Here is a 16,979-nt window from a genome sequence, read left to right as displayed (position 1 = left end):
GGCCTCACGCCTTGACATCAAACCCAATGGCGTCGAATCCACAGTGACTCGATCGCATCGGTGATCTGTTCGATACCCGGCGGTGGGGCGGTCGAGTGCACGGCATCCCAAACCTTCGCCATCACGGAACGGACGGTGCGTTGGGCAACTTTTGATGCCAGTCCCCACGAGCGGGCTTCCGCCACGAGGTCCGCTTCATCGACGGTGTCTATGCTGGTGCGCCCGTTGACGATGTGGCCTGTGCCTTTGAATCGCGAATCCAGGTACATAACCGGGGCGGTGTCGTACAGCGGCGCCAGCGTCACCTCGCCGCGGTGGCCGAGGAGAAGCGAATAATTCTTCGAATGAGCGTCGCCGTTGCCGATGATGATGTTGAACGTCACCGCGGAGAGCAGATCGACGCGGAAGGCCTGGGGGTCCATCGCACGATCTGCGGCCACGGATGCCAGCCGTCGAAGCCGAGAACCGAATCGCTCGAACTCGGTGGTGCTCTCGTATTTGGCATCCGGGTCCAAGCCGAGCGCCTGACAGAAGTCTTCCTGATGCAGGCGATGGCCGCCGTGGGTGCGGTCGTAGCGGGTGACAACCAGAGCACCTCTGCCGCCGAAGGATTCGAGAGCGGTCTGCGCTGCACTGAGGCCTGCCGTACGGGCCACAGACATCGCCCAGTGTTCGGACTCGATCAGGTAGGGCACGGTTGCGCCGCCCAGAGGTTCGGGTTTGACGATGTGAGAGGAGACCGCGCCGCCTTCCGGCCATCCCCAGGATCCATCCGGTCGTGCAACCAGCAGCACCTTGTCCTGAATTCCGGCAAGCGATGCCTGCGGAATCGCCCCCTCGGGCAGGTGATACGTCGGGAGGTCAGCGACGAGCCGATCGACTTCGTCCCCGGAGAGGTCTCTGATCGACCCAGTGGACGGGAGTTCGCCTTCGGGAAGGAATTGCACCGCGCCCGCACACTCGGCGCCGACTGCGCGCAACAGTGCCAGTTTGTCGATGGCGGTGACCCCGAGATTCGCAGCGAGTTGACGTCGAAGGTTCCCCTCGGGGAGTAGGCCTTCCAGGAACGCGGCCACGGGTCTGCCGCCTGCTCCCTTCGTGTCGGCGACCGGCTTGGTACCGAAGGGCAGCGCCAGCGAAAGCACCCGCGATCCGTGACCGAAGACTTCCAGCGCTTCGTCGGTGAATTCGAGCTTGTATCGGTAGGTCGCGGGCTCCGTGAGGCGGGCGACTCGGTGACCGTACAACCACACGTCCAGTCCGCGGCCTCTGTTGCGTGCCATCGGTCACCGTTCCTCGACGGCCACACGGCTGAACTTGGGCACGACGATCGCCTCGTAGCCACACTCGGACAGTGCGCGGATAGCGGTTTCCATGCTGACCGATCCCCCTCGTTCCAGCCTTGACACCGTCATTCTCGTGACGCCGAGCCGCTCGGCCAGCTCCGCTTGGTGCAAGCCACGCTGCTCACGAGCGTGGCGAACCGCCTGACCGAACTCGGCCGGGGTTACAGCCCGCACATGATCCATATATCAAGCATAGCCGACAATACGACCGAAGATCTATATAACGATCATCCACAATTCATCGTCCCATGATCGCTATATCGATCAGCAATCTCCGACTGGCGGTTCCCCTCCACCAACCCGGGAGGGGCGTCGCGGGGTCAGTGGGAATAGTCGCGGAAGGTCATGATGCCGCCGACCAGGACGAGCATCACCGTGAGGATGTAGACGGTGACACGGATCCAGGTGGGGCCGTAGAAGCTGACCGCCATCGACGCGCCGAGTGCCGCGAGAATCAGCACCACGCCGTAGAAGGGTGTGCGTTGCTCTCTGTCAACCATTCCTCCAGTGTCCGCCGACACGGGGCGGGCGGCAATGGTGCGGGGGAAAAGTGTGGGGTGACCGGACGGCGGGTCCGCTTGCCATCGATGTGGCCGCTGTGTTTGCGTAACCCATTGTCTCCATCAGCACGGTCGTCTTCCCGGAAGGGTGCACACACTGATGCGGATAGGCAGATTTCTTCGGGTGGCCGCGTTGTCTCTCGCGACGGTCGCCGGAATCGGTCTCGCGGCGGCACCGGCGGGCGCGGACAGCGAGCTGGACCGCTATCTGGACCTTCCCCTGGTGAATCGGGATGCCGCGCAGGGGCCCGGTGGGGTGAATCCGGAATTGCCGTACGACGGGGTCCACTTGCGGGAGCTGCTGGATCAGGCCCGCGCGCAGGGCGTGGCCCCCACCCGGTATGCCGCCTTGCTATATCAGTATTGGCTCGTCGATGTCACCGGAAAAGCGGGGATCGACCTGCGCGGCTGGGACCCGCGGGCCGGGGTGCGGGCCAATCGGCAGAATCTGATCAATTCCTACCGGTATTACGAAGACCTCCAATTGGCGCACCGGGAATTGCAGTGGGCCGGGATGGGCGGGCAGGTCGGCGCCGATTTCGGCGGCGGGCTCGAGGACTTCGAGCTGATGACCGACATCTACAGCACGCCCGGCGTCTCCGAGTCCGCCCGCGCGGTGATCGGCGCGGTCCAGCAGGTGGCGGGCCCGCAGGCGCTGGCACAGCTGCCGCGCGGGCTGTTCGCGCTGGCCGAGGCGGGCTCGCAGATCACCCCCGAGGATCTGCGCTATCTCATCGGCGCGATCCTGGTGATGCAGAAGAACATCTTCTCGGATCTGATGCCCATGCACGACGCGTATGTCACCGGAGGTCTGGACGCGCTCGCCGAATTCCAGGCGGCCGGATTGTTCGGCGACGACATCATGACCGCCTGGCGCGATATCGCCTCCGGCGACAACGATCGCATCGCCCGCGGCAATGCCGTTCTGCTACGGCGCGAACAGGATTGGGTGATCGGGGAACAATGGAATCAGGCGCGCGCGTACAAGGGTGCGGTCGGTGAGGCGATCACCTATGCCAGCGGTGCGGCCGGGTCGCCGTCGGTGGCCGGGGTGCGCCCGCCCCGCGAATTCCGGCCGGTGCGTATTCCTTTCACCATGGCCGACGGAAAACCCGCGCTGCTGACGCTGCCGCTGCCCGACTGGAACTGGTCGGAACTGGACCCGCGCTGGGACTACATCACCACCGAACTGCTCCCGAAATACAAGGACCAGGTCGAGAACAATTGGCCCGCACTGGAAGCGACCATGCGGACACCGTACGAGATCCAGATGGAAACGCACCGGCCGCTGCTGACCATTCCGCAATTGCTGGATTCGGCGATCCGCGGATTGCAGATCACACCGGTGGAGCGGGAAATGGCGGTGAACTGATGAGGTACCTGACCGCGGCCCTGGCCGTCACCCTGCTCGTCGGCGGCGCGGGAGTGGCCGCGGCGCAACCGGTTCCGCCGCGCACGCCGGGACTCGGCGAGATCTTCAACGGTTTCGTGGTCGGCTCGCTCCAGGGCGCCACACCCGGCTCCCCGGAGGAGATCTTCCACGGCCTGCTCGCCGACGACCCGTTCTACGCCGAACCCCCGCTGACCGGCACCGAGCGGCCGGGCACGCTGCTGAAGTCGAAGAAGGTCGACGTGCTGTTCACCGGGCTGAAACCGGCGAACCTGGACGCCTACAAGCTCATGTACGTCACCACCGGGCTGGACGGGGTCACCCCGGAGATCAGCACCGGAATCCTGATGATCCCGCGCGACGGGCAGCCGGTGGCGCAGAAGAAGCTGATCTCCTATCAGGAGGCCAACGACAGCGTCGGCTGGTCGTGTCATCCGAGCACGCAGTGGACCGGCGGCGCGCCGTTCGACGGGTCCTCCTGGTCGGCGCTGGGACCGCTGGCGCTGATGTTCGGCAAGGGCTACGCGGTGATGATCTCCGATGTCGGCAACGACGCCGACCGCGCGCCGCACGGGGTGTTCGCCGGCAAGTACGCCGCGCACACCCAGCTCGACGGCGCCCGCGCGGCCCTGAACTTCGGCGAGGCGGGACTCGACCCGGCGACCCAGATGGCGCTGTTCGGGATCGCCGGAGGCGGTGTCGGCGCGGCGTTCTCGGCCGAACTACAGCCCACCTACGCGCCGGAACTGAATGTGAAGTCGACCGTGCTGGAGGGGATGGTCGTCGATCAGCGCAACTTCCTGCGGGTCGCCGACGGGTCGATCGGCTCGGGATTCGGTTTCGCCACGCTGCTCGGGCTCGAGCCCCGCTATCCGGAGATGCGGGTGAACGACAAGCTCAATCCGCTCGGGCGCGCGGTGGCCGATTTCTACCGGACGCAATGCCAGGACGCCTATTTCACGATGCCGTTCGTCCCGCTGCATGCCCTGTTCGCGACCGGCCGCAGTCCCGCCGACGAGCCCGATTTCCAGTGGGCCTTCGACGACAACCTGCTCGGCCGTTCCGGCGCGCCCACCTCGAAGGTCCTCATCGCCTCGTGCGCGGCCGACGACTCGTTCATGTCGCTGGTGCCCGCCCAGGACGCGCGTAACCTGGCCGACGCCTACCGCGCGCAGGGCACCGACGTCACCTATCAGCCCACCGACTGCGGCATGCTCACCATGCTCACCGACCTCTACGGCTGGGGCACCGACCTGTTCGGGATGCAGACCATCGACTGGCTGGCCGCGCAGTTCGACTGACCGCCCGCCCGTACGGCCCCGTAACCGGCGCCGTGGGGCCAGAATCGAGGGATGAGCAGTACCGCATCGGCAGTCGCCATCGCCGTCGTGTTCGTCTGGCTCGGCATGGTCGTGGCCATCTCGTTCCTCGAGGCACCGCTGAAGTTCCGCGCGCCGCAGGTCACCCTCGCGATCGGGCTGGGGATCGGACGTCTGGTGTTCCGCGCGCTCAACGGGTTCGAGACCCTGTGGGCCGCGATCGTGATCGCGACGCTGGCGCTCGACCCGCCCGGCACGACCGCCCTCGCCGCCCTGGGGACGGCCGTGCTCGCGCTGGCGGTCCAGCTGATCGCGGTGCGGCCCCGGCTGACCCGCCGCAGCGACGCGGTGCTGGCCGGTCTGGACGCGCCCCGCTCGCACGGACACTTCGTCTACATCGGCCTGGAGGCGGTGAAGACCCTCGCCCTGCTCGTCGGCGGCATCGCGCTGCTGGCGGGCGCCTGACGGGCCGCGTTCACCGCGAGCGGCGGTAGGCGGCGACGAACATCGCCACTCCCACCGACAGGGCCGCGACGACGGCGATCGCCAGCAGGATCAGCGGGGTGGTGGCGGCGGCCACCCCCGCGCCGTTGCGGCGGATCAGCGCGGCGGCGATCAGCGGGCCGACCATGGCCAGCCCGGCCGCGGTCAGCACCATACCGCCGGTGATCAGTTCGACGGGGCCGAGCGAGAAGCCCGCCGAGCGGGCCCGTCGCACAGGTTGAACTCCGGCACCCAGCAAACGATGCTCGACGGACATGGCTACCCCTTCCGGTTACCACGCGGACACCCTGTTGAACTGGTAACCGAAAGGTACCCCTTCCCGCTCTCTGCCACGCCGCACCGTGATCCGACTGACGCCGAGACCGACATCAGCAACTTCTCAGCGACCAGGTGTGCCACCGCGAGCAGCCTGTCATGCCCGCCGCTCGTAGCGCTGACGGGCGCGTTCGTGGGCGGTGCGCAGGAGTTCGCGGAGGGTGTCGGCGGTGCGCTCGGCCGGGTCGACGACGGCGAGCCAGCCCGCGGCGGCATAGAGCGGGTGGGCGTGGACCGTGTCGGGGACGCTCGGGTCGGTATCGGCGGTGGTGTGGTCGCGGAGGGCCTGTTTGCCCGCGGCGATATTGACGCGGTAGGCGCCCGGGCGGTCCAGCCGCGACAGTTCGTCGCCCGGGTAGTTCTTGGTGACGATGGTGGCGAAGGGCTGGGTGGTGGTGGGGACCTCGCCGTCGGGGGCGTAGTAGAAGAAGGTGTCGCCCCAGCTGATCTCCGGGTGGGCGCTGCCCTCGGCCGGGCTGAGGACGAGCACGCCGCCGAGGCCGCGGACGTAGTCGATGATGTCGGTTATCGTCATGGTTCGAGCGTCGCATTGAAGTGCTTGTGTGGACTTCGGCACCGATATCCGGGGGTTTCGCGTGGACAACCTCAACTCGCCGGTCGGGCGCACCGTCGATGTGGCGCGCGCGGCCGGGTACTCCACGCAGCAGGTGCGCGATCTCGAACGCGCGGGCGTGCTGCCCGCGGCCGGGCGCACGGCCGGTGGACATCGGATCTATCGCGAGGTGCACCTGCGCTCGGCGCTGGCCTACCGGGCGCTGGCGGCGGGGGCGAGTCCGGGTGCGGCGGGGGCGATCCTGAGGGCGGTGCACACCGGGCGCACGGGCGAGGCGCTGGCCGCGCTCGATGCTGCGCACGCGCGTCTGCACACCGAGCGGGCGGATCTCGAGCTGGCCGTGCGGGCCGCGGCGGCGGTGTCGGGCGAGGCGATCGTCGAGGTGCGGCGCTCGGATTCGATGACGATCTCCGAGCTGGCCGGGGCACTCGGGGTCCGAGCGTCGGCGTTACGGCATTGGGAGGCCAGCGGTCTCGTGGTGCCGGACCGGGAGGGCACCGCCCGGCGCTACTCCCCCGCGCAGGTGCGCGACGCGCGGATCGTGCACCAGCTGCGCCGGGCCGGGTATCGCATCCCGCAGCTGCGCGCGGTGCTGCCGGAGTTGTTGCGGGCCGGGGGTTCCGGCGACCTGTCCGGGGCGCTGGCGGCCAGGGACTCGGCGATCACCGCGCGTTCACTGGCACTGGTGGCGGGGGCCGCCGCGCTGCACGCGGTGATTCAGTCCTCGGCGGTGCTGCCCGACAGCGGCATGGCGGGCAGGCCCAGCTTGCGGTGATCCCAGGAGCGGACCCGGTTCGGCTCCACGCGCACCACGATGCGCTTGTTCATCATCGCCTCGACGAACGGGTGCACCTCGGGGCTGTACGGGCCGACATAGCGTTCGTAGATGTCGACGGCCGCTTTCCAGTACTCGTCGGCGGTGGTGTCCTCGAGCAGGCTCGCGGTGCCCTCGATCGCGACGCCGCGCAGCTGGTCGTAGGTGTCGCCGGCTTCGGCCATGCAGGTGATGGTGGGGTCGCGACGCAGGTTCACCGCCTTCTGCGACTTGGCCTTGGTCTCGAAGTAGATCACCCCGTCGATGTGCCCGAACCACATCGCGGTGAGATGCGGTTTGCCGTCCTTGTCGAGCGTGGCCAACGTGAGCACCCGGCTCCGGTCCAGAAACCGCGCGATCTCCTCCGCGCTCATCTGCACCGCCGCCCGCTGATTGACTCCCACGCCTGCCACCTTCCACTCCGAACCACCTGCGGCCGACCCTACCGACCCCTCACCCCCACCGAACCCGAATTCCGCAACCCACCCCCGACCAGGGAAACGCGGCGCACAGCGTCCTATTCACCGCAGGATTTGCGGTGAATAGGACGTACAATCACCGCATGGACCGGCGATGGCGCTACATCTGGGAGGACCCGGAGTGGCCCGTGCTGCGATACGACGCCGCGCGGCTGGCGATCCCGCTCGCCGACGTCGCGCATGCGCAGGGCAAGTTGCTGGGCAGGCTCACCGACACCCCGGCGGAGATCCGGGACCAGGCAGGGCTCGCCGCGCTCACCGCCGACGTGGTGAAAACGAGCGAGATCGAGGGCGAGTTGCTCGATGTCGCGTCGGTGCGCTCCTCGATCGCGCGGAGACTGGGCGTCGACATCGGCGCGACCATTCCCGCCGACCGGCGGGTGGACGGCGTGGTCGACATGATCCTCGACGCGACGATCCACCACGATCTACCGATCAGCGACGAGCGGCTGTTCGGCTGGCATGCCGGGCTGTTCCCCACCGGATATTCGGGGATCACCCGCGTGCGGGTCGGCGGCTGGCGTACCGACGAGACCGGGCCGATGGAGGTGATCTCCGGCCCGTACGGGCGGCAACGCGTCCACTTCGAGGCACCGCCCGCGGATCGGCTCGATACGGAAATGAACCGGTTCATGGAGTGGTTCGACACGGCGACACCGGATCATCCCATCGTGAAAGCCGGGCTGGCGCACCTGTGGTTCGTCACGCTGCATCCCTTCGACGACGGAAACGGCCGTATCGCAAGGGCTCTCGGCGATCTCGCCCTGGCGCGCGCCGACCGCAGCCCGCGGCGCTTCTACAGTGTGTCCGCGCAGATCCAGCGAGATCGCAAGGCCTACTACGACATTCTGGAACGCACGCAGAAGGGCACCCTGGATGTGACCGGCTGGCTGGCCTGGTTTCTCGAGACGGTGCGGCGCGCCATCGCGGCTGCGGAGGAGAACGTCGACAGCGTGCTCGAGAAGGCCCGATTCTGGCGACGTTGGGATCGGGCGGTCCTCAACAGCCGCCAGATCATCGTGCTCAACCGGCTGCTCGACGGCTTCGACGGCAAACTCACCACCCGTAAATGGGCGATCCTCACCAAGTCGTCGCAGGACACCGCACTGCGCGATATCAACGAGCTCGTCGAGCTCGGGGTCCTGCGCCGGTCGGCGGCCGGGGGGCGGAGTACGTCCTATGAGCTCGTCACGGGGTGACGATCGGGAAGTTGGGGTCGGGGGTGTCGAGGAGGGCGAAGAGGCGCTGGAGGACGGTGGGGTCGCCGGTGTGGTCGACGCCGTCGAGGCCCTTGCCCGCAAGGATGCCCAGGAGCTGGGGTTTGGTGAGGGTGAGGGTGAGGGTGAGGTCGGCCTTCGAGCGGGGGTCGACGGTGCGGATCAGGACGCCGTTGGACAGGGTCAGGCGCATGACGGTGTCCAGGTCGGTGAAGTGCCATTCGATGCGGAAGGAATCCTGCGCGGCGCGTGGGCCGTTCACGCGGATGGCGAGGGTGTCGAAGACCTGCTCGACCGAGAGCGCGGCCGCCATCCCGCCGCCCAGATTCAGCGCGGTCGGCTGGATTCCGTCGCGTAGTTCGTTCGCACCGGTCAGATAGATGCAGCGCCAGGTGGCGTTCTCGGCACCGAACCCGAGCCGCTGATAGGTCTTCGCCAGCGCTTCCTTCGCCACGGTGCTCTGTGGCTCGGCGAACACCGCGTGCTTGAGCAGTTCGGCGGCGAACCTCAGATCACCCTTGGCGGCGTATTCCTCGGCCTTGTCGATCACCGCGTCGAGTCCGCCGATCGTCTCGACGTAGCGCACCGCGAGATCCACGGGTGGACGCTGCCACAGCGAGCTCGGGTTGCCGTCGTACCAGCCGAGGTAGCGCTGGTAGACCGCCTTGATGTTGTGGCTGACCGAACCGTAGTAGCCGCGCGCGCTCCACGCGTCGGCCAGGCCGGGCGGCAGTTCGATCTCCTCGGCGATCTCGACGCCGGTCTGTCCGTTGTTGAGCAGCCGCAGTGTCTGATCGTGCAGGTACATGTAGAGGTCGCGCTGCACCGACAGGTACGCGCGGATGTTGTCGGTGCCCCAGGTGGGCCAGTGGTGCGAGGCGAAGGCGACATCGGCGTCGATGGCGAACATCTCGATCGCCTCGTCGATGTAGTGCGACCAGATCCGGGGGTCACGGACCTGCGCGCCACGCAACGTCAAGAGGTTGTGCAGATTGTGAGTGGCGTTCTCGGCCAGACACAACGCCCGGCGCTGCGGGAAGTAGAAGTTCATCTCGGCGGGCGCCTCGGTGCCCGGTGTCATCTGGAAGACGATCGACACTCCGTCGACGGTCTCCTGTTGACCGGTGTGGGTGATGTCGACCGTGGGCGGGATCAGCCCGAAGGTACCGGTGGAGGTCTGAATGCCGAGGCCGGTGCTGCACTGGCCCTCCGGTCCCGGTGTCATCCCCATGCCGTACATGTAGGTGCCCCGCCGGGTCATCGCCACGCCCGCGTAGACGTTCTCCGAGACCGCCTCGGCCATGAATCCCCGCGGCGCCAGGATCGGCACGTCACCACGGCCGTCGGGTAGCACGCCTTCGACACCGCCGAAGTGGTCGCCGTGTGAGTGGGTGTAGATCACGCCGGTGACCGGCCGGTCGCTGCGATGCTCGCGGTACAGCTTCAGTCCCGCCGCGGCGCATTCGGCGGAGATGAGCGGGTCGATGACGATGATGCCCGTGTCGCCCTCGACGATGGTCATATTGGAGATGTCGAACCCGCGGATCTGGTAGATCCCCTCGGTGACCTGGTAGAGGCCGTTCTTCACGACCAGCTGGGCCTGCCGGAACAGGCTCGGGTTCACGGTGTCGGGGCAGGGTCCGTCGAGGAAGCCGTAGGCGGAGGTGTCGAACACGACGGTGCCGTCGGCCTTGGTGATGCGCATCGGGGTCAGTGTCGCGAGGAAGCCGCGGTCGGCGTTCTCGAAATCGGTGCGATCGTCGTAGTCCAATGCCATCGGACGTCAGCTCCTCAGTGGTGGGGTGGGGAGGTCGGCGGTCGCGGCGGCGACGGTCGGGTAGATGCCGATGGGGGTGTCGCCGGCTTCGGCGGAGCCGAGGGCGTCGCCGAACTGGGCTACCGAGCGGGCGATGCGGAAGTCGATTCGTTTGTGGGCCAAAGCGTTGCGGAGGTCGAGCAGCATTTCGGCGGCGGTGACGTCGAGGGAGGGTGAGGTCTCCGCGTCGAGGACGACCAGGCGGGTCGAGTCGGTGCACAGACTCTCGATACGGTCGCGCACGTAGCCGGAATTGGCGAAGAACAGCCCGGATTCGACGCGGAGCACCAGCAGGTCGGGGCGCGCGGTGAGCTCGGGATGGCGGGCGGTGTCCACCCAGACCGAGCCCTGTTTCGCGAGCGCGGCCACGTGCGGCTGCGAGGCGCGATAGACCAGCAGCAGCACCGACACGCCCACACCGATGAGCAACCCGGGCAGGGTGTCGAACAGCAGCACTCCGAACATCGCGGCCATGGCGGCGAGGAAGTCGGCGCGGGCGGCGCGCCCGTAGATGCTGCCCAGCAGCTGGCTCCACACCCGGTAGAGGCGGCGCAGGGCGGCGATGTCGACCAGTTCGATCACCGCCGCGATCACCACCGCGGCCAGGGTGGCCTCGGGCAGCTTCTCGAACAGGCCGGTGAGGAACAGCAGGGTCAGTACCGTGAGTGCCGCGACGACGAGCCCGCTGACCTGGGTCTTCGCGCCCGCCCCACCGTTGACCGCGGTCTTGGACAGGGAGCCGTTGACCACCATGCCCGAGGCCAGCCCGGACCCCAGATTCGCCGCGCCGAGCCCGAACAGCTCCCTGTTGGCGTCGATGGTGTAACCCGACTTGGCCGCATAGGTTTTCGCCGCGCCGAGCCCCTCGGCGAAGCCGATCACGAGTACGCCGACGGCCGGTCCGAGCAGGTCGAGGTAGTCGTGGAAGCCGACGCCGCCCGGCAGGCCGAGCGCGGGCAGGCCCGCGTCGATGTGCCCGACGATGGCGACGCCCTTGTCGTCGAGCCCGAACAGCTGCACCGCGACGATGCCGAACACCACGGCCAGCAGCGAACCGGGCACCAGCGGCAGCCAGCGTTTCACGCCGAGCACGATCGCCAGGCTGAGCAGGCCGATCAGCAGTGTGCGCCACTGGGTGTCGCCGAGATTCCCCAGCAGTCCCCAGGTCTGTTCGAAGAAGTTGCCCTCATGCTTGTGCACGCCGAACAGCTTGGGCACCTGGCCGATGATGATCGTCAGCGCCAGGCCGACGATGAAACCCTTGAGCACCGGTTCGGAGATGAACGCGGCGATGAAACCGAGCCGGATCAGCCCGGCCAGCAGGCCCGCGATGCCGGTGGCCACGGCCAGTGCCGTGGACAGGGCGAGGTAGCGTCCGGCGTCGGCACCGGCCAGCGGGGTGATGATCGCGGCCGAGAGCGCCGCCGTCGCCGACATCGGCCCCACCACCAGGTGCCGTGAACTGCCCGCCAGCGCGTAGAGGACCAGCGCCGGCACCGCCGCGTAGAGACCGACGACCGGCGGCACCCCGGCGATCGAGGCATACGCCAGCGCCTCGGGCACCATGACCGCCCACACCGTGAGCCCGGCGACCACGTCCGGCCTGATCCAGGCGCGCCGATACCCCTGCAAGGACTCGAAGACCGGTAGCGATTTCACCCGAACTCCCTTCAGAGCCCGCCGAGGCCCTTGCCGACCACGACCGCGCCCATCACCAGCAGCACGATCGCCATCACGGCGTGGTTGTTGGCCTGCAACCACTGCCGCGCCGAGTCGAGCGTGGGCCCGAGCCGGTCGGCGGCGAGCGCGTAGCCGATGACCACCGCGAGCACGCTGGCCGAGCCGAGCAGGGTGAACACCACGATCGCGACGATCTCGCCGCCCGCGCTCAGCCCACCCGCGCCGATGGCCACGCCCGCCGAGACGCACAGCAGCAGGTTCTTGGGGTTCACCGCCGAGAGCACCGCGCCCAGACCCGCCGCCTTGACGACGGTGAGGGTGTCGATGGCCTGCATCCAGCCGGGGACCTCGGTGTCGGCGCGCGAACTCCACTGCTCGGCGGCCAGCGCGATCAGCAGCACGCCCAGCACGATCTTGATCCAGGACGCCGCGGCCGACGGCTGCTTGTCGGTCGAGTCGCCGAGCAGGCCCGCGAGCAGCGTCACCACCACGGTCACCGCGAGGATGCCGCCGACCCACCCGGCCGCGAACCCCTTCGCCGCACCGCCCGCGTTCTTCGACAGGATCATGAGAATGGCCGCGACGATCGGGATGGGCGAGATCGCCACACCGACTGCGAGCGGCAGCAGATCACCGATGACTGAGCCCATGCGGCTCACGGTAGGAGCGGCCGGGCATTCGCGCGTCACACGTTGCGGGTGAGATCCGTGCGAACGACTACACCCCGCTGGACCCCGTCGACTTCCAGGTGCCCGGCCCCGAACACGCGGGCACCGTCTTCTTCACCACCCCCGACGGGCGCCACTGCGCCATCTACTGGAACAACGGCCCGTCGGGCTGCGACGCGGTGCCGATCGACGCACCCGAGGGGACCAACCAGGTGCGGGTGGGCATCGTCGAGGCGGCGCATTTCGTCGCCGCCGAGGAGCCGACCTTCACCCATCCGGACGCCCAGGTGCTGCCGGAGGGGCACCGGATCACGCTGGAGAACACCACCTGTGGCGTCGGCTACCAGGGGACGGTGAGCTGCGAGGTCGGTGAGCACGGCTTCGTCCTGGCGGCCACCTACAGCGTGCTGCGCTAGGCCCTGATCAGCTCGAACAGCGCGGTGACGCTCTGTTCGCCACGGCCTGCCGCGACCGCGCGTCGCAGCAGGTCGTGGATCGGGGCGTGCCAGGACATGTCGACGCCCGATTCGGCGGCGAGCTCGACCTCGGATTCGACGGCCGTGTGGAACAGCTCGATCGAGGACCCGAGCCGGGTGTAGTCCGCGCTGTCGATCTCCTCGGCCAGCACCGGCAGGATCGACTCGATCATCCGCAGCCATTTCACCGAGTGCTCGACCATGCTGTGGGCGGGGAGCCCGCGCGCGGCCAGCACCGCCGCACCCTCCACGAAGCCGAGCAGGGCGGGAAGCAGGGTGGCGCCGACGGCCGACTCGTAGAGCGCCGCGAGATCGGGTGCGGGACCGAGGAATTCGAGGTCGCCACCGAGCACGCGCAGGGTCTCGAGATGGTCGTCGAACACCTGCCGGTCGCCCCCGAAGTACAGCGGCGTGTCCGGATCACCCACGGCCGCCGGGACGTTCTTGATCGCGCCGCCGAGATAGCGGGCCCCGCCGCAGTGCGCCCAGCGGGCGAATTCCCGTGCCTGGGAGGGGGTTCCGCTGTTGAGGGTGATGATGTCGCGACCGGCTAGCGCGTCGGCGGGCAGGTGTTCGCGGGTGGCCTCGAAGGTGGTCGGCACCGCGATGGTCAGCGTGCTCGCGGCCACGGCGTCGCCGATGGCGGTGTGCGCGGTCGCGCCCGCGGCGGCCAGCGGCGCGGTGCGCTGTGCGGTGCGATTCCAGACGTGGGTGCGGTATCCGGCCGCGAGCAGCGCGCGGGCCAGGGCGCTGCCCATCGATCCGGTCCCGAGCACGGTGACCGACTTGCTCATCTCGACTCCGATCCGCGGGATCCGGCGATCTCCGCTGGAACGAGTCTCGGCGCGGCGCGACAGGCACCACAAGTACGCACTTTGCGCGGGAGTTGCCCACCTCCGGGTAAGGATCGAGGTCGGCGGGCTGTGAAGTGTCCAGGGTCGGTGCGAGGATCGCCGGGGTGGCGGGCCGAAGTCGTAGAGTTTGCGTATGTCGGACGCCGAAATGACCGAATTGGTGCAGCGCACGCTAGACCAGGCGTTGCTCGGTGGACCCCGGGCCTACACGCGCACGCAGGTGGGCGAGCGGTCCGGAGTGCCCGAGGCCGAGTCGCGGCGGCTGTGGACCGCGCTGGGCTTCCCGGCCACCGATGACGACCAGGTCGACTACACCGAACTCGACATCGCCGCCGTCACCAATTTCCGCGGCATGAAAGTGGTGGCCGCCTCGGGTCTGCGCCAGCAGGCGGCCGCGGCGCGCACCATCGGTCAGGGCATGGCGCGGCTGGCCGAATGGCAGGCCGACCTGGTGGTCGCCGAGATCAAGGCGCGGGTGGCCGACGCCGACCCGGCCGTCCCGCTCGACGAAAGGGTCAGGGCGGCAACGGAATCGACACTGGCCGGCGTGGAGCAGTTGCAGACCTATGTCTGGCGCAGGCATCTGGCCGCCGCGGCCGCGCGGGTCATGGACGCGAGCGGGGCGACCACCGAGGGCTCGCTGCGCACACTGGCCGTCGGGTTCGCCGACATGGTCGGTTTCACCCGATTGACCCGGCATCTGCATCCCGACGAATTGTCCACGCTGCTGGAGGCTTTCGAGTCCACCACCACCGCGGCGATCACCGACAACGGCGGCTGGGTGATCAAGAACGTCGGCGACGAGGTGATGTTCGCCGCCGAGACCGCCGTCGACGCGGCGCGCATCGCCCTGGCCATCCAGGAGTCGACCATGCTGGTCGGCGGCACCCCCGAACTGCGGGTGGCCCTGGCCTACGGCGAGGTGCTGCAACGCTTCGGCGACCTCTACGGCTCGGTCGTCAATATCGCCGCCCGGCTCACCGGCGTGGCCCGCCCCGGCAACATCCTCATCGACGACGCCGCCGCGGCCGCCCTCGAGGGCGACCCGGAGTTCGCCATCCGCCATCTGCGCAGCGTCCGCGTCCGCGGCTTCAACCGCCTGCGCCCCCACCGCCTGCGCCCCGCATGAGCGGCGAGGTGCGCCACGACGACACCGTTGCCTACGGTATGTGGGTGGACATGGATTGGGACGGGGTGCGGCAGCGCTGCACGGTCTTCGCCGACGACGCGGTGCTCGCGCTGAACAAGCCCGCGGGGATCTCGGTGACCGGGGAACGGCACGACACCGACCTGGTGGAGCTCGCGCAGGCGGCCGGGACCCAGCTGTATCCGGTGCACCGGATCGACAAGGTGACCTCCGGGCTGGTGCTGCTGGCGACCGATCTGGCCGCGCACGGGCAGCTGACCAGGCAGTTCAACAAGCAGACGGCGCAGAAGCGGTATCTGGCGATCGTGTCGGGGGCGGAGCTGCCGGATCGTGGCGAGATCGATCTGCCGCTGAGCGTGGGGCGCAAGAACCGGGTGCGGGTCGCCGCCCCGCGCGAGGCCATCCGGCGCGAGGGCGACCGCTGGTTCGTCGAGGAGGCCGATCTGCTGCCCGCCAAGAACTATCCCTCGCGCACGCGCTTCGTCACCGTCGCGCGCCACGGTGAGCACGCCCTGCTGGCGGTCGAGCCGGTCACCGGGCGACGGCACCAGATCCGCGTCCAGCTGGCCTGGATCGGGCACCCCATCCTCGGCGACCCGCTGTTCGACCGCACCGCCACCCATCCCCGCACCCACCTGCACTCCTGGCGCCTGACCCTCGACGCCGACTGGCTGACTCCTCCGGTGCTCGCCCTCGAGGCCACCCCCGGCCCCGACTTCTGGGCACCGCTCACCGACGACCCCGCGGCGGGTGCCGAACTCCTGCGCACGGCGGCCGGACTAATCTCGCCCGGCGGGTGAGCGGCGACACAGACCGGGGCTCCGGTTTCGGGTGGTGGTGCGGCTCATGGAGACGGATAAGCGCAGGTCATCTAGCCTGGATGGGTGCCGATGAGTCATACCGGCGCACTCTGACGCAACGGAGCGATCCCAGAGAAGAAAGCGACTGCCGATGATCCTGGCGGCTCAGCTCAGCGACACCCATTTCGACCTCAGCACACGCAACACCGAACGGGTGGAGGCGGTGATGGGCTACCTCGCGGAGCTGCCGCGCAGGCCCGACGTCATCCTCGTGACCGGCGACCTCACCGATTCCGGCAAGCCCGAACAGTACGCGCAAGCCCGCCTGGCCCTGCGCTCCGAGATCCCCGTGCACGTGCTGCCCGGCAATCACGACGACCGCGCCGCCCTGCGCGCGGAATTCCTCGGCGAACCCGCCACCACCACGCCCGTCAACAGCGCCCATCGCGTCGGCCCGCTCACCGTGCTCATGCTCGACTCCAGCATTCCCGGCGAACCCAGCGGCCGCCTCGACGAGGACACCTACGACTGGCTGCGCGCCGCCCTGGCCGACGCCCCCGCCGACGGCCCCGTCCTGCTGGCCCTGCACCACCCGCCCAAGCCCCTGTTCAGCCCCATCGTGGACGTCATCGCGCTGGCCGATCCGGGCCGCCTGGCCGCCGTGGTCGCCGGGGACCCGCGCATCGTGGGCACCCTCACCGGCCACGCCCACTCCCCCATCGCCACCACCTTCGCGGGCAAACCCATGATCACCTGCCCCAGCACCGCCTCGGTCCTGGGCGGCACCTGGGAGGTGACCCCGCCCCACCGGGTGATGGACTACGCCCCCGACCCGGCCATCGCCCTGCACGTCATCGACGAATCCTTCGGCCTGACAACCCATTTCCGCACCGTCGCGATGGGCGGCTGGCTCTCGGAACCCCCGGCCTGACCGCACTCCCAGCCCCGCACCCGCGACCCCGAGGAGCGGCGGCCACGAAGTGGCCGGTCGCGGCCGGGTCGCCGGTCAGGCGCCGTTGC

General features: G+C 68.8%; 19 protein-coding genes. 9 read left to right on the top strand and 10 right to left on the bottom strand.

The genetic code is table 11. From position 1 onward, the window contains the following. Positions 1-17 precede the first annotated feature (17 nt). The 3 genes from ACWEMY_RS24520 to ACWEMY_RS24510 form a co-directional block, all read right to left on the bottom strand. Positions 18-1,283 (bottom strand): type II toxin-antitoxin system HipA family toxin, encoded by a 1,266-nt coding sequence (locus tag ACWEMY_RS24520; protein WP_452391900.1) that lies wholly within the window; start codon positions 1,281-1,283, stop codon positions 18-20. Positions 1,284-1,286: 3 nt separating this feature from the next. Further along, on the bottom strand, positions 1,287-1,529 hold the full coding sequence (locus ACWEMY_RS24515; RefSeq protein ID WP_452391899.1) for a helix-turn-helix transcriptional regulator: 243 nt from the start codon (positions 1,527-1,529) through the stop codon (positions 1,287-1,289). A gap of 137 nt (positions 1,530-1,666) precedes the next feature. Beyond that, positions 1,667-1,846, bottom strand: a complete 180-nt coding sequence (locus ACWEMY_RS24510) for a hypothetical protein (protein ID WP_375933985.1) — start codon at positions 1,844-1,846, stop codon at positions 1,667-1,669. A gap of 160 nt (positions 1,847-2,006) precedes the next feature. On the opposite strand from ACWEMY_RS24510, the gene ACWEMY_RS24505 reads away from it, so the two are divergent. From ACWEMY_RS24505 to ACWEMY_RS24495, 3 genes are read left to right on the top strand one after another with little or no spacing between them, the layout of a single operon-like run. Then, positions 2,007-3,278, top strand: coding sequence for a hypothetical protein (locus ACWEMY_RS24505; protein ID WP_452391898.1), 1,272 nt, complete (start codon positions 2,007-2,009; stop codon positions 3,276-3,278). Then, complete coding sequence (locus tag ACWEMY_RS24500) at positions 3,278-4,597, top strand: lipase family protein (protein WP_452391897.1); 1,320 nt, start codon at positions 3,278-3,280, stop codon at positions 4,595-4,597. Before ACWEMY_RS24505 ends, ACWEMY_RS24500 begins: the two co-directional genes overlap by 1 nt. A 51-nt stretch (positions 4,598-4,648) precedes the next feature. After that, entirely contained in the window at positions 4,649-5,080 is a 432-nt protein-coding gene (locus ACWEMY_RS24495; protein ID WP_452391896.1) for a hypothetical protein, read from the top strand. 10 nt (positions 5,081-5,090) lie between these two features. Here the strand turns inward: ACWEMY_RS24495 and ACWEMY_RS24490 are convergent, their stop codons facing one another. Both ACWEMY_RS24490 and ACWEMY_RS24485 read right to left on the bottom strand, forming a co-directional pair. Further along, a complete protein-coding gene (locus tag ACWEMY_RS24490; protein WP_452391895.1) occupies positions 5,091-5,375 on the bottom strand; it encodes a hypothetical protein in 285 nt (94 codons plus the stop codon). A gap of 156 nt (positions 5,376-5,531) precedes the next feature. Then, positions 5,532-5,969, bottom strand: coding sequence for a DUF6194 family protein (locus tag ACWEMY_RS24485; protein ID WP_452391894.1), 438 nt, complete (start codon positions 5,967-5,969; stop codon positions 5,532-5,534). A 61-nt stretch (positions 5,970-6,030) separates the two neighbouring features. Between ACWEMY_RS24485 and ACWEMY_RS24480 the strand changes: the two genes are divergently transcribed. Beyond that, positions 6,031-6,783 carry a MerR family transcriptional regulator gene (locus ACWEMY_RS24480; RefSeq protein ID WP_452391893.1) on the top strand — a complete coding sequence of 251 codons (753 nt, stop codon included), beginning with the start codon at positions 6,031-6,033 and terminating at the stop codon, positions 6,781-6,783. Here the strand turns inward: ACWEMY_RS24480 and ACWEMY_RS24475 are convergent. After that, on the bottom strand, positions 6,726-7,226 hold the full coding sequence (locus ACWEMY_RS24475) for a pyridoxamine 5'-phosphate oxidase family protein (RefSeq protein WP_452391892.1): 501 nt from the start codon (positions 7,224-7,226) through the stop codon (positions 6,726-6,728). The two genes, ACWEMY_RS24480 and ACWEMY_RS24475, sit on opposite strands and share 58 nt — an antisense overlap. Positions 7,227-7,384: 158 nt before the next feature. On the opposite strand from ACWEMY_RS24475, the gene ACWEMY_RS24470 reads away from it, so the two are divergent. Continuing rightward, entirely contained in the window at positions 7,385-8,500 is a 1,116-nt protein-coding gene (locus tag ACWEMY_RS24470) for a Fic family protein (RefSeq protein WP_452391891.1), read from the top strand. On the opposite strand, the gene ACWEMY_RS24465 is transcribed toward ACWEMY_RS24470, so the two are convergent. From ACWEMY_RS24465 to ACWEMY_RS24455, 3 genes are read right to left on the bottom strand one after another with little or no spacing between them, the layout of a single operon-like run. Then, positions 8,490-10,295, bottom strand: a complete 1,806-nt coding sequence (locus ACWEMY_RS24465; RefSeq protein WP_452391890.1) for an alkyl/aryl-sulfatase — start codon at positions 10,293-10,295, stop codon at positions 8,490-8,492. The two genes, ACWEMY_RS24470 and ACWEMY_RS24465, sit on opposite strands and share 11 nt — an antisense overlap. A 6-nt stretch (positions 10,296-10,301) precedes the next feature. After that, positions 10,302-11,993 (bottom strand): SulP family inorganic anion transporter, encoded by a 1,692-nt coding sequence (locus ACWEMY_RS24460; protein WP_452391889.1) that lies wholly within the window; start codon positions 11,991-11,993, stop codon positions 10,302-10,304. 11 nt (positions 11,994-12,004) lie between these two features. Then, positions 12,005-12,664: a GAP family protein gene (locus tag ACWEMY_RS24455; RefSeq protein WP_452391888.1), complete on the bottom strand. Its 660-nt coding sequence runs from the start codon at positions 12,662-12,664 to the stop codon at positions 12,005-12,007. Between the two features lie 98 nt (positions 12,665-12,762). Here ACWEMY_RS24455 and ACWEMY_RS24450 point away from each other — a divergent pair, with 98 nt between their 5' ends. Continuing rightward, complete coding sequence (locus ACWEMY_RS24450; RefSeq protein ID WP_375933954.1) at positions 12,763-13,098, top strand: hypothetical protein; 336 nt, start codon at positions 12,763-12,765, stop codon at positions 13,096-13,098. Here ACWEMY_RS24450 and ACWEMY_RS24445 read toward each other — a convergent pair. Further along, positions 13,095-13,952 (bottom strand): imine reductase family protein, encoded by an 858-nt coding sequence (locus ACWEMY_RS24445; RefSeq protein WP_452391887.1) that lies wholly within the window; start codon positions 13,950-13,952, stop codon positions 13,095-13,097. The two genes, ACWEMY_RS24450 and ACWEMY_RS24445, sit on opposite strands and share 4 nt — an antisense overlap. A 193-nt stretch (positions 13,953-14,145) precedes the next feature. Here ACWEMY_RS24445 and ACWEMY_RS24440 point away from each other — a divergent pair, with 193 nt between their 5' ends. From ACWEMY_RS24440 to ACWEMY_RS24430, 3 genes are all read left to right on the top strand, one after another. Continuing rightward, a complete protein-coding gene (locus ACWEMY_RS24440) occupies positions 14,146-15,141 on the top strand; it encodes an adenylate/guanylate cyclase domain-containing protein (protein WP_375933948.1) in 996 nt (331 codons plus the stop codon). Between the two features lie 50 nt (positions 15,142-15,191). Beyond that, on the top strand, positions 15,192-15,959 hold the full coding sequence (locus ACWEMY_RS24435; protein ID WP_452391916.1) for an RluA family pseudouridine synthase: 768 nt from the start codon (positions 15,192-15,194) through the stop codon (positions 15,957-15,959). 151 nt (positions 15,960-16,110) lie between these two features. After that, on the top strand, positions 16,111-16,890 hold the full coding sequence (locus ACWEMY_RS24430; RefSeq protein WP_375933942.1) for a metallophosphoesterase: 780 nt from the start codon (positions 16,111-16,113) through the stop codon (positions 16,888-16,890). Positions 16,891-16,979 lie beyond the last annotated feature (89 nt).

This window comes from Nocardia sp. NPDC004415, from assembly GCF_053602435.1.
This window is presented reverse-complemented; position numbering and strand designations above follow the sequence as displayed.

What these genes read in the sequence shown, in the direction of transcription:
- ACWEMY_RS24455 (WP_452391888.1), bottom strand. Translation starts at nt 12,664, where the DNA reads ATGGGCTCAGTCATCGGTGATCTGCTGCCGCTCGCAGTCGGTGTGGCG.
- ACWEMY_RS24445 (WP_452391887.1), bottom strand. Translation starts at nt 13,952, where the DNA reads ATGAGCAAGTCGGTCACCGTGCTCGGGACCGGATCGATGGGCAGCGCC.
- ACWEMY_RS24495 (WP_452391896.1), top strand. Translation starts at nt 4,649, where the DNA reads ATGAGCAGTACCGCATCGGCAGTCGCCATCGCCGTCGTGTTCGTCTGG.
- ACWEMY_RS24515 (WP_452391899.1), bottom strand. Translation starts at nt 1,529, where the DNA reads ATGGATCATGTGCGGGCTGTAACCCCGGCCGAGTTCGGTCAGGCGGTT.
- ACWEMY_RS24430 (WP_375933942.1), top strand. Translation starts at nt 16,111, where the DNA reads ATGATCCTGGCGGCTCAGCTCAGCGACACCCATTTCGACCTCAGCACA.
- ACWEMY_RS24500 (WP_452391897.1), top strand. Translation starts at nt 3,278, where the DNA reads ATGAGGTACCTGACCGCGGCCCTGGCCGTCACCCTGCTCGTCGGCGGC.
- ACWEMY_RS24465 (WP_452391890.1), bottom strand. Translation starts at nt 10,295, where the DNA reads ATGGCATTGGACTACGACGATCGCACCGATTTCGAGAACGCCGACCGC.
- ACWEMY_RS24520 (WP_452391900.1), bottom strand. Translation starts at nt 1,283, where the DNA reads ATGGCACGCAACAGAGGCCGCGGACTGGACGTGTGGTTGTACGGTCAC.
- ACWEMY_RS24490 (WP_452391895.1), bottom strand. Translation starts at nt 5,375, where the DNA reads ATGTCCGTCGAGCATCGTTTGCTGGGTGCCGGAGTTCAACCTGTGCGA.
- ACWEMY_RS24435 (WP_452391916.1), top strand. Translation starts at nt 15,192, where the DNA reads ATGGATTGGGACGGGGTGCGGCAGCGCTGCACGGTCTTCGCCGACGAC.
- ACWEMY_RS24505 (WP_452391898.1), top strand. Translation starts at nt 2,007, where the DNA reads ATGCGGATAGGCAGATTTCTTCGGGTGGCCGCGTTGTCTCTCGCGACG.
- ACWEMY_RS24440 (WP_375933948.1), top strand. Translation starts at nt 14,146, where the DNA reads ATGTCGGACGCCGAAATGACCGAATTGGTGCAGCGCACGCTAGACCAG.
- ACWEMY_RS24485 (WP_452391894.1), bottom strand. Translation starts at nt 5,969, where the DNA reads ATGACGATAACCGACATCATCGACTACGTCCGCGGCCTCGGCGGCGTG.
- ACWEMY_RS24510 (WP_375933985.1), bottom strand. Translation starts at nt 1,846, where the DNA reads ATGGTTGACAGAGAGCAACGCACACCCTTCTACGGCGTGGTGCTGATT.
- ACWEMY_RS24470 (WP_452391891.1), top strand. Translation starts at nt 7,385, where the DNA reads ATGGACCGGCGATGGCGCTACATCTGGGAGGACCCGGAGTGGCCCGTG.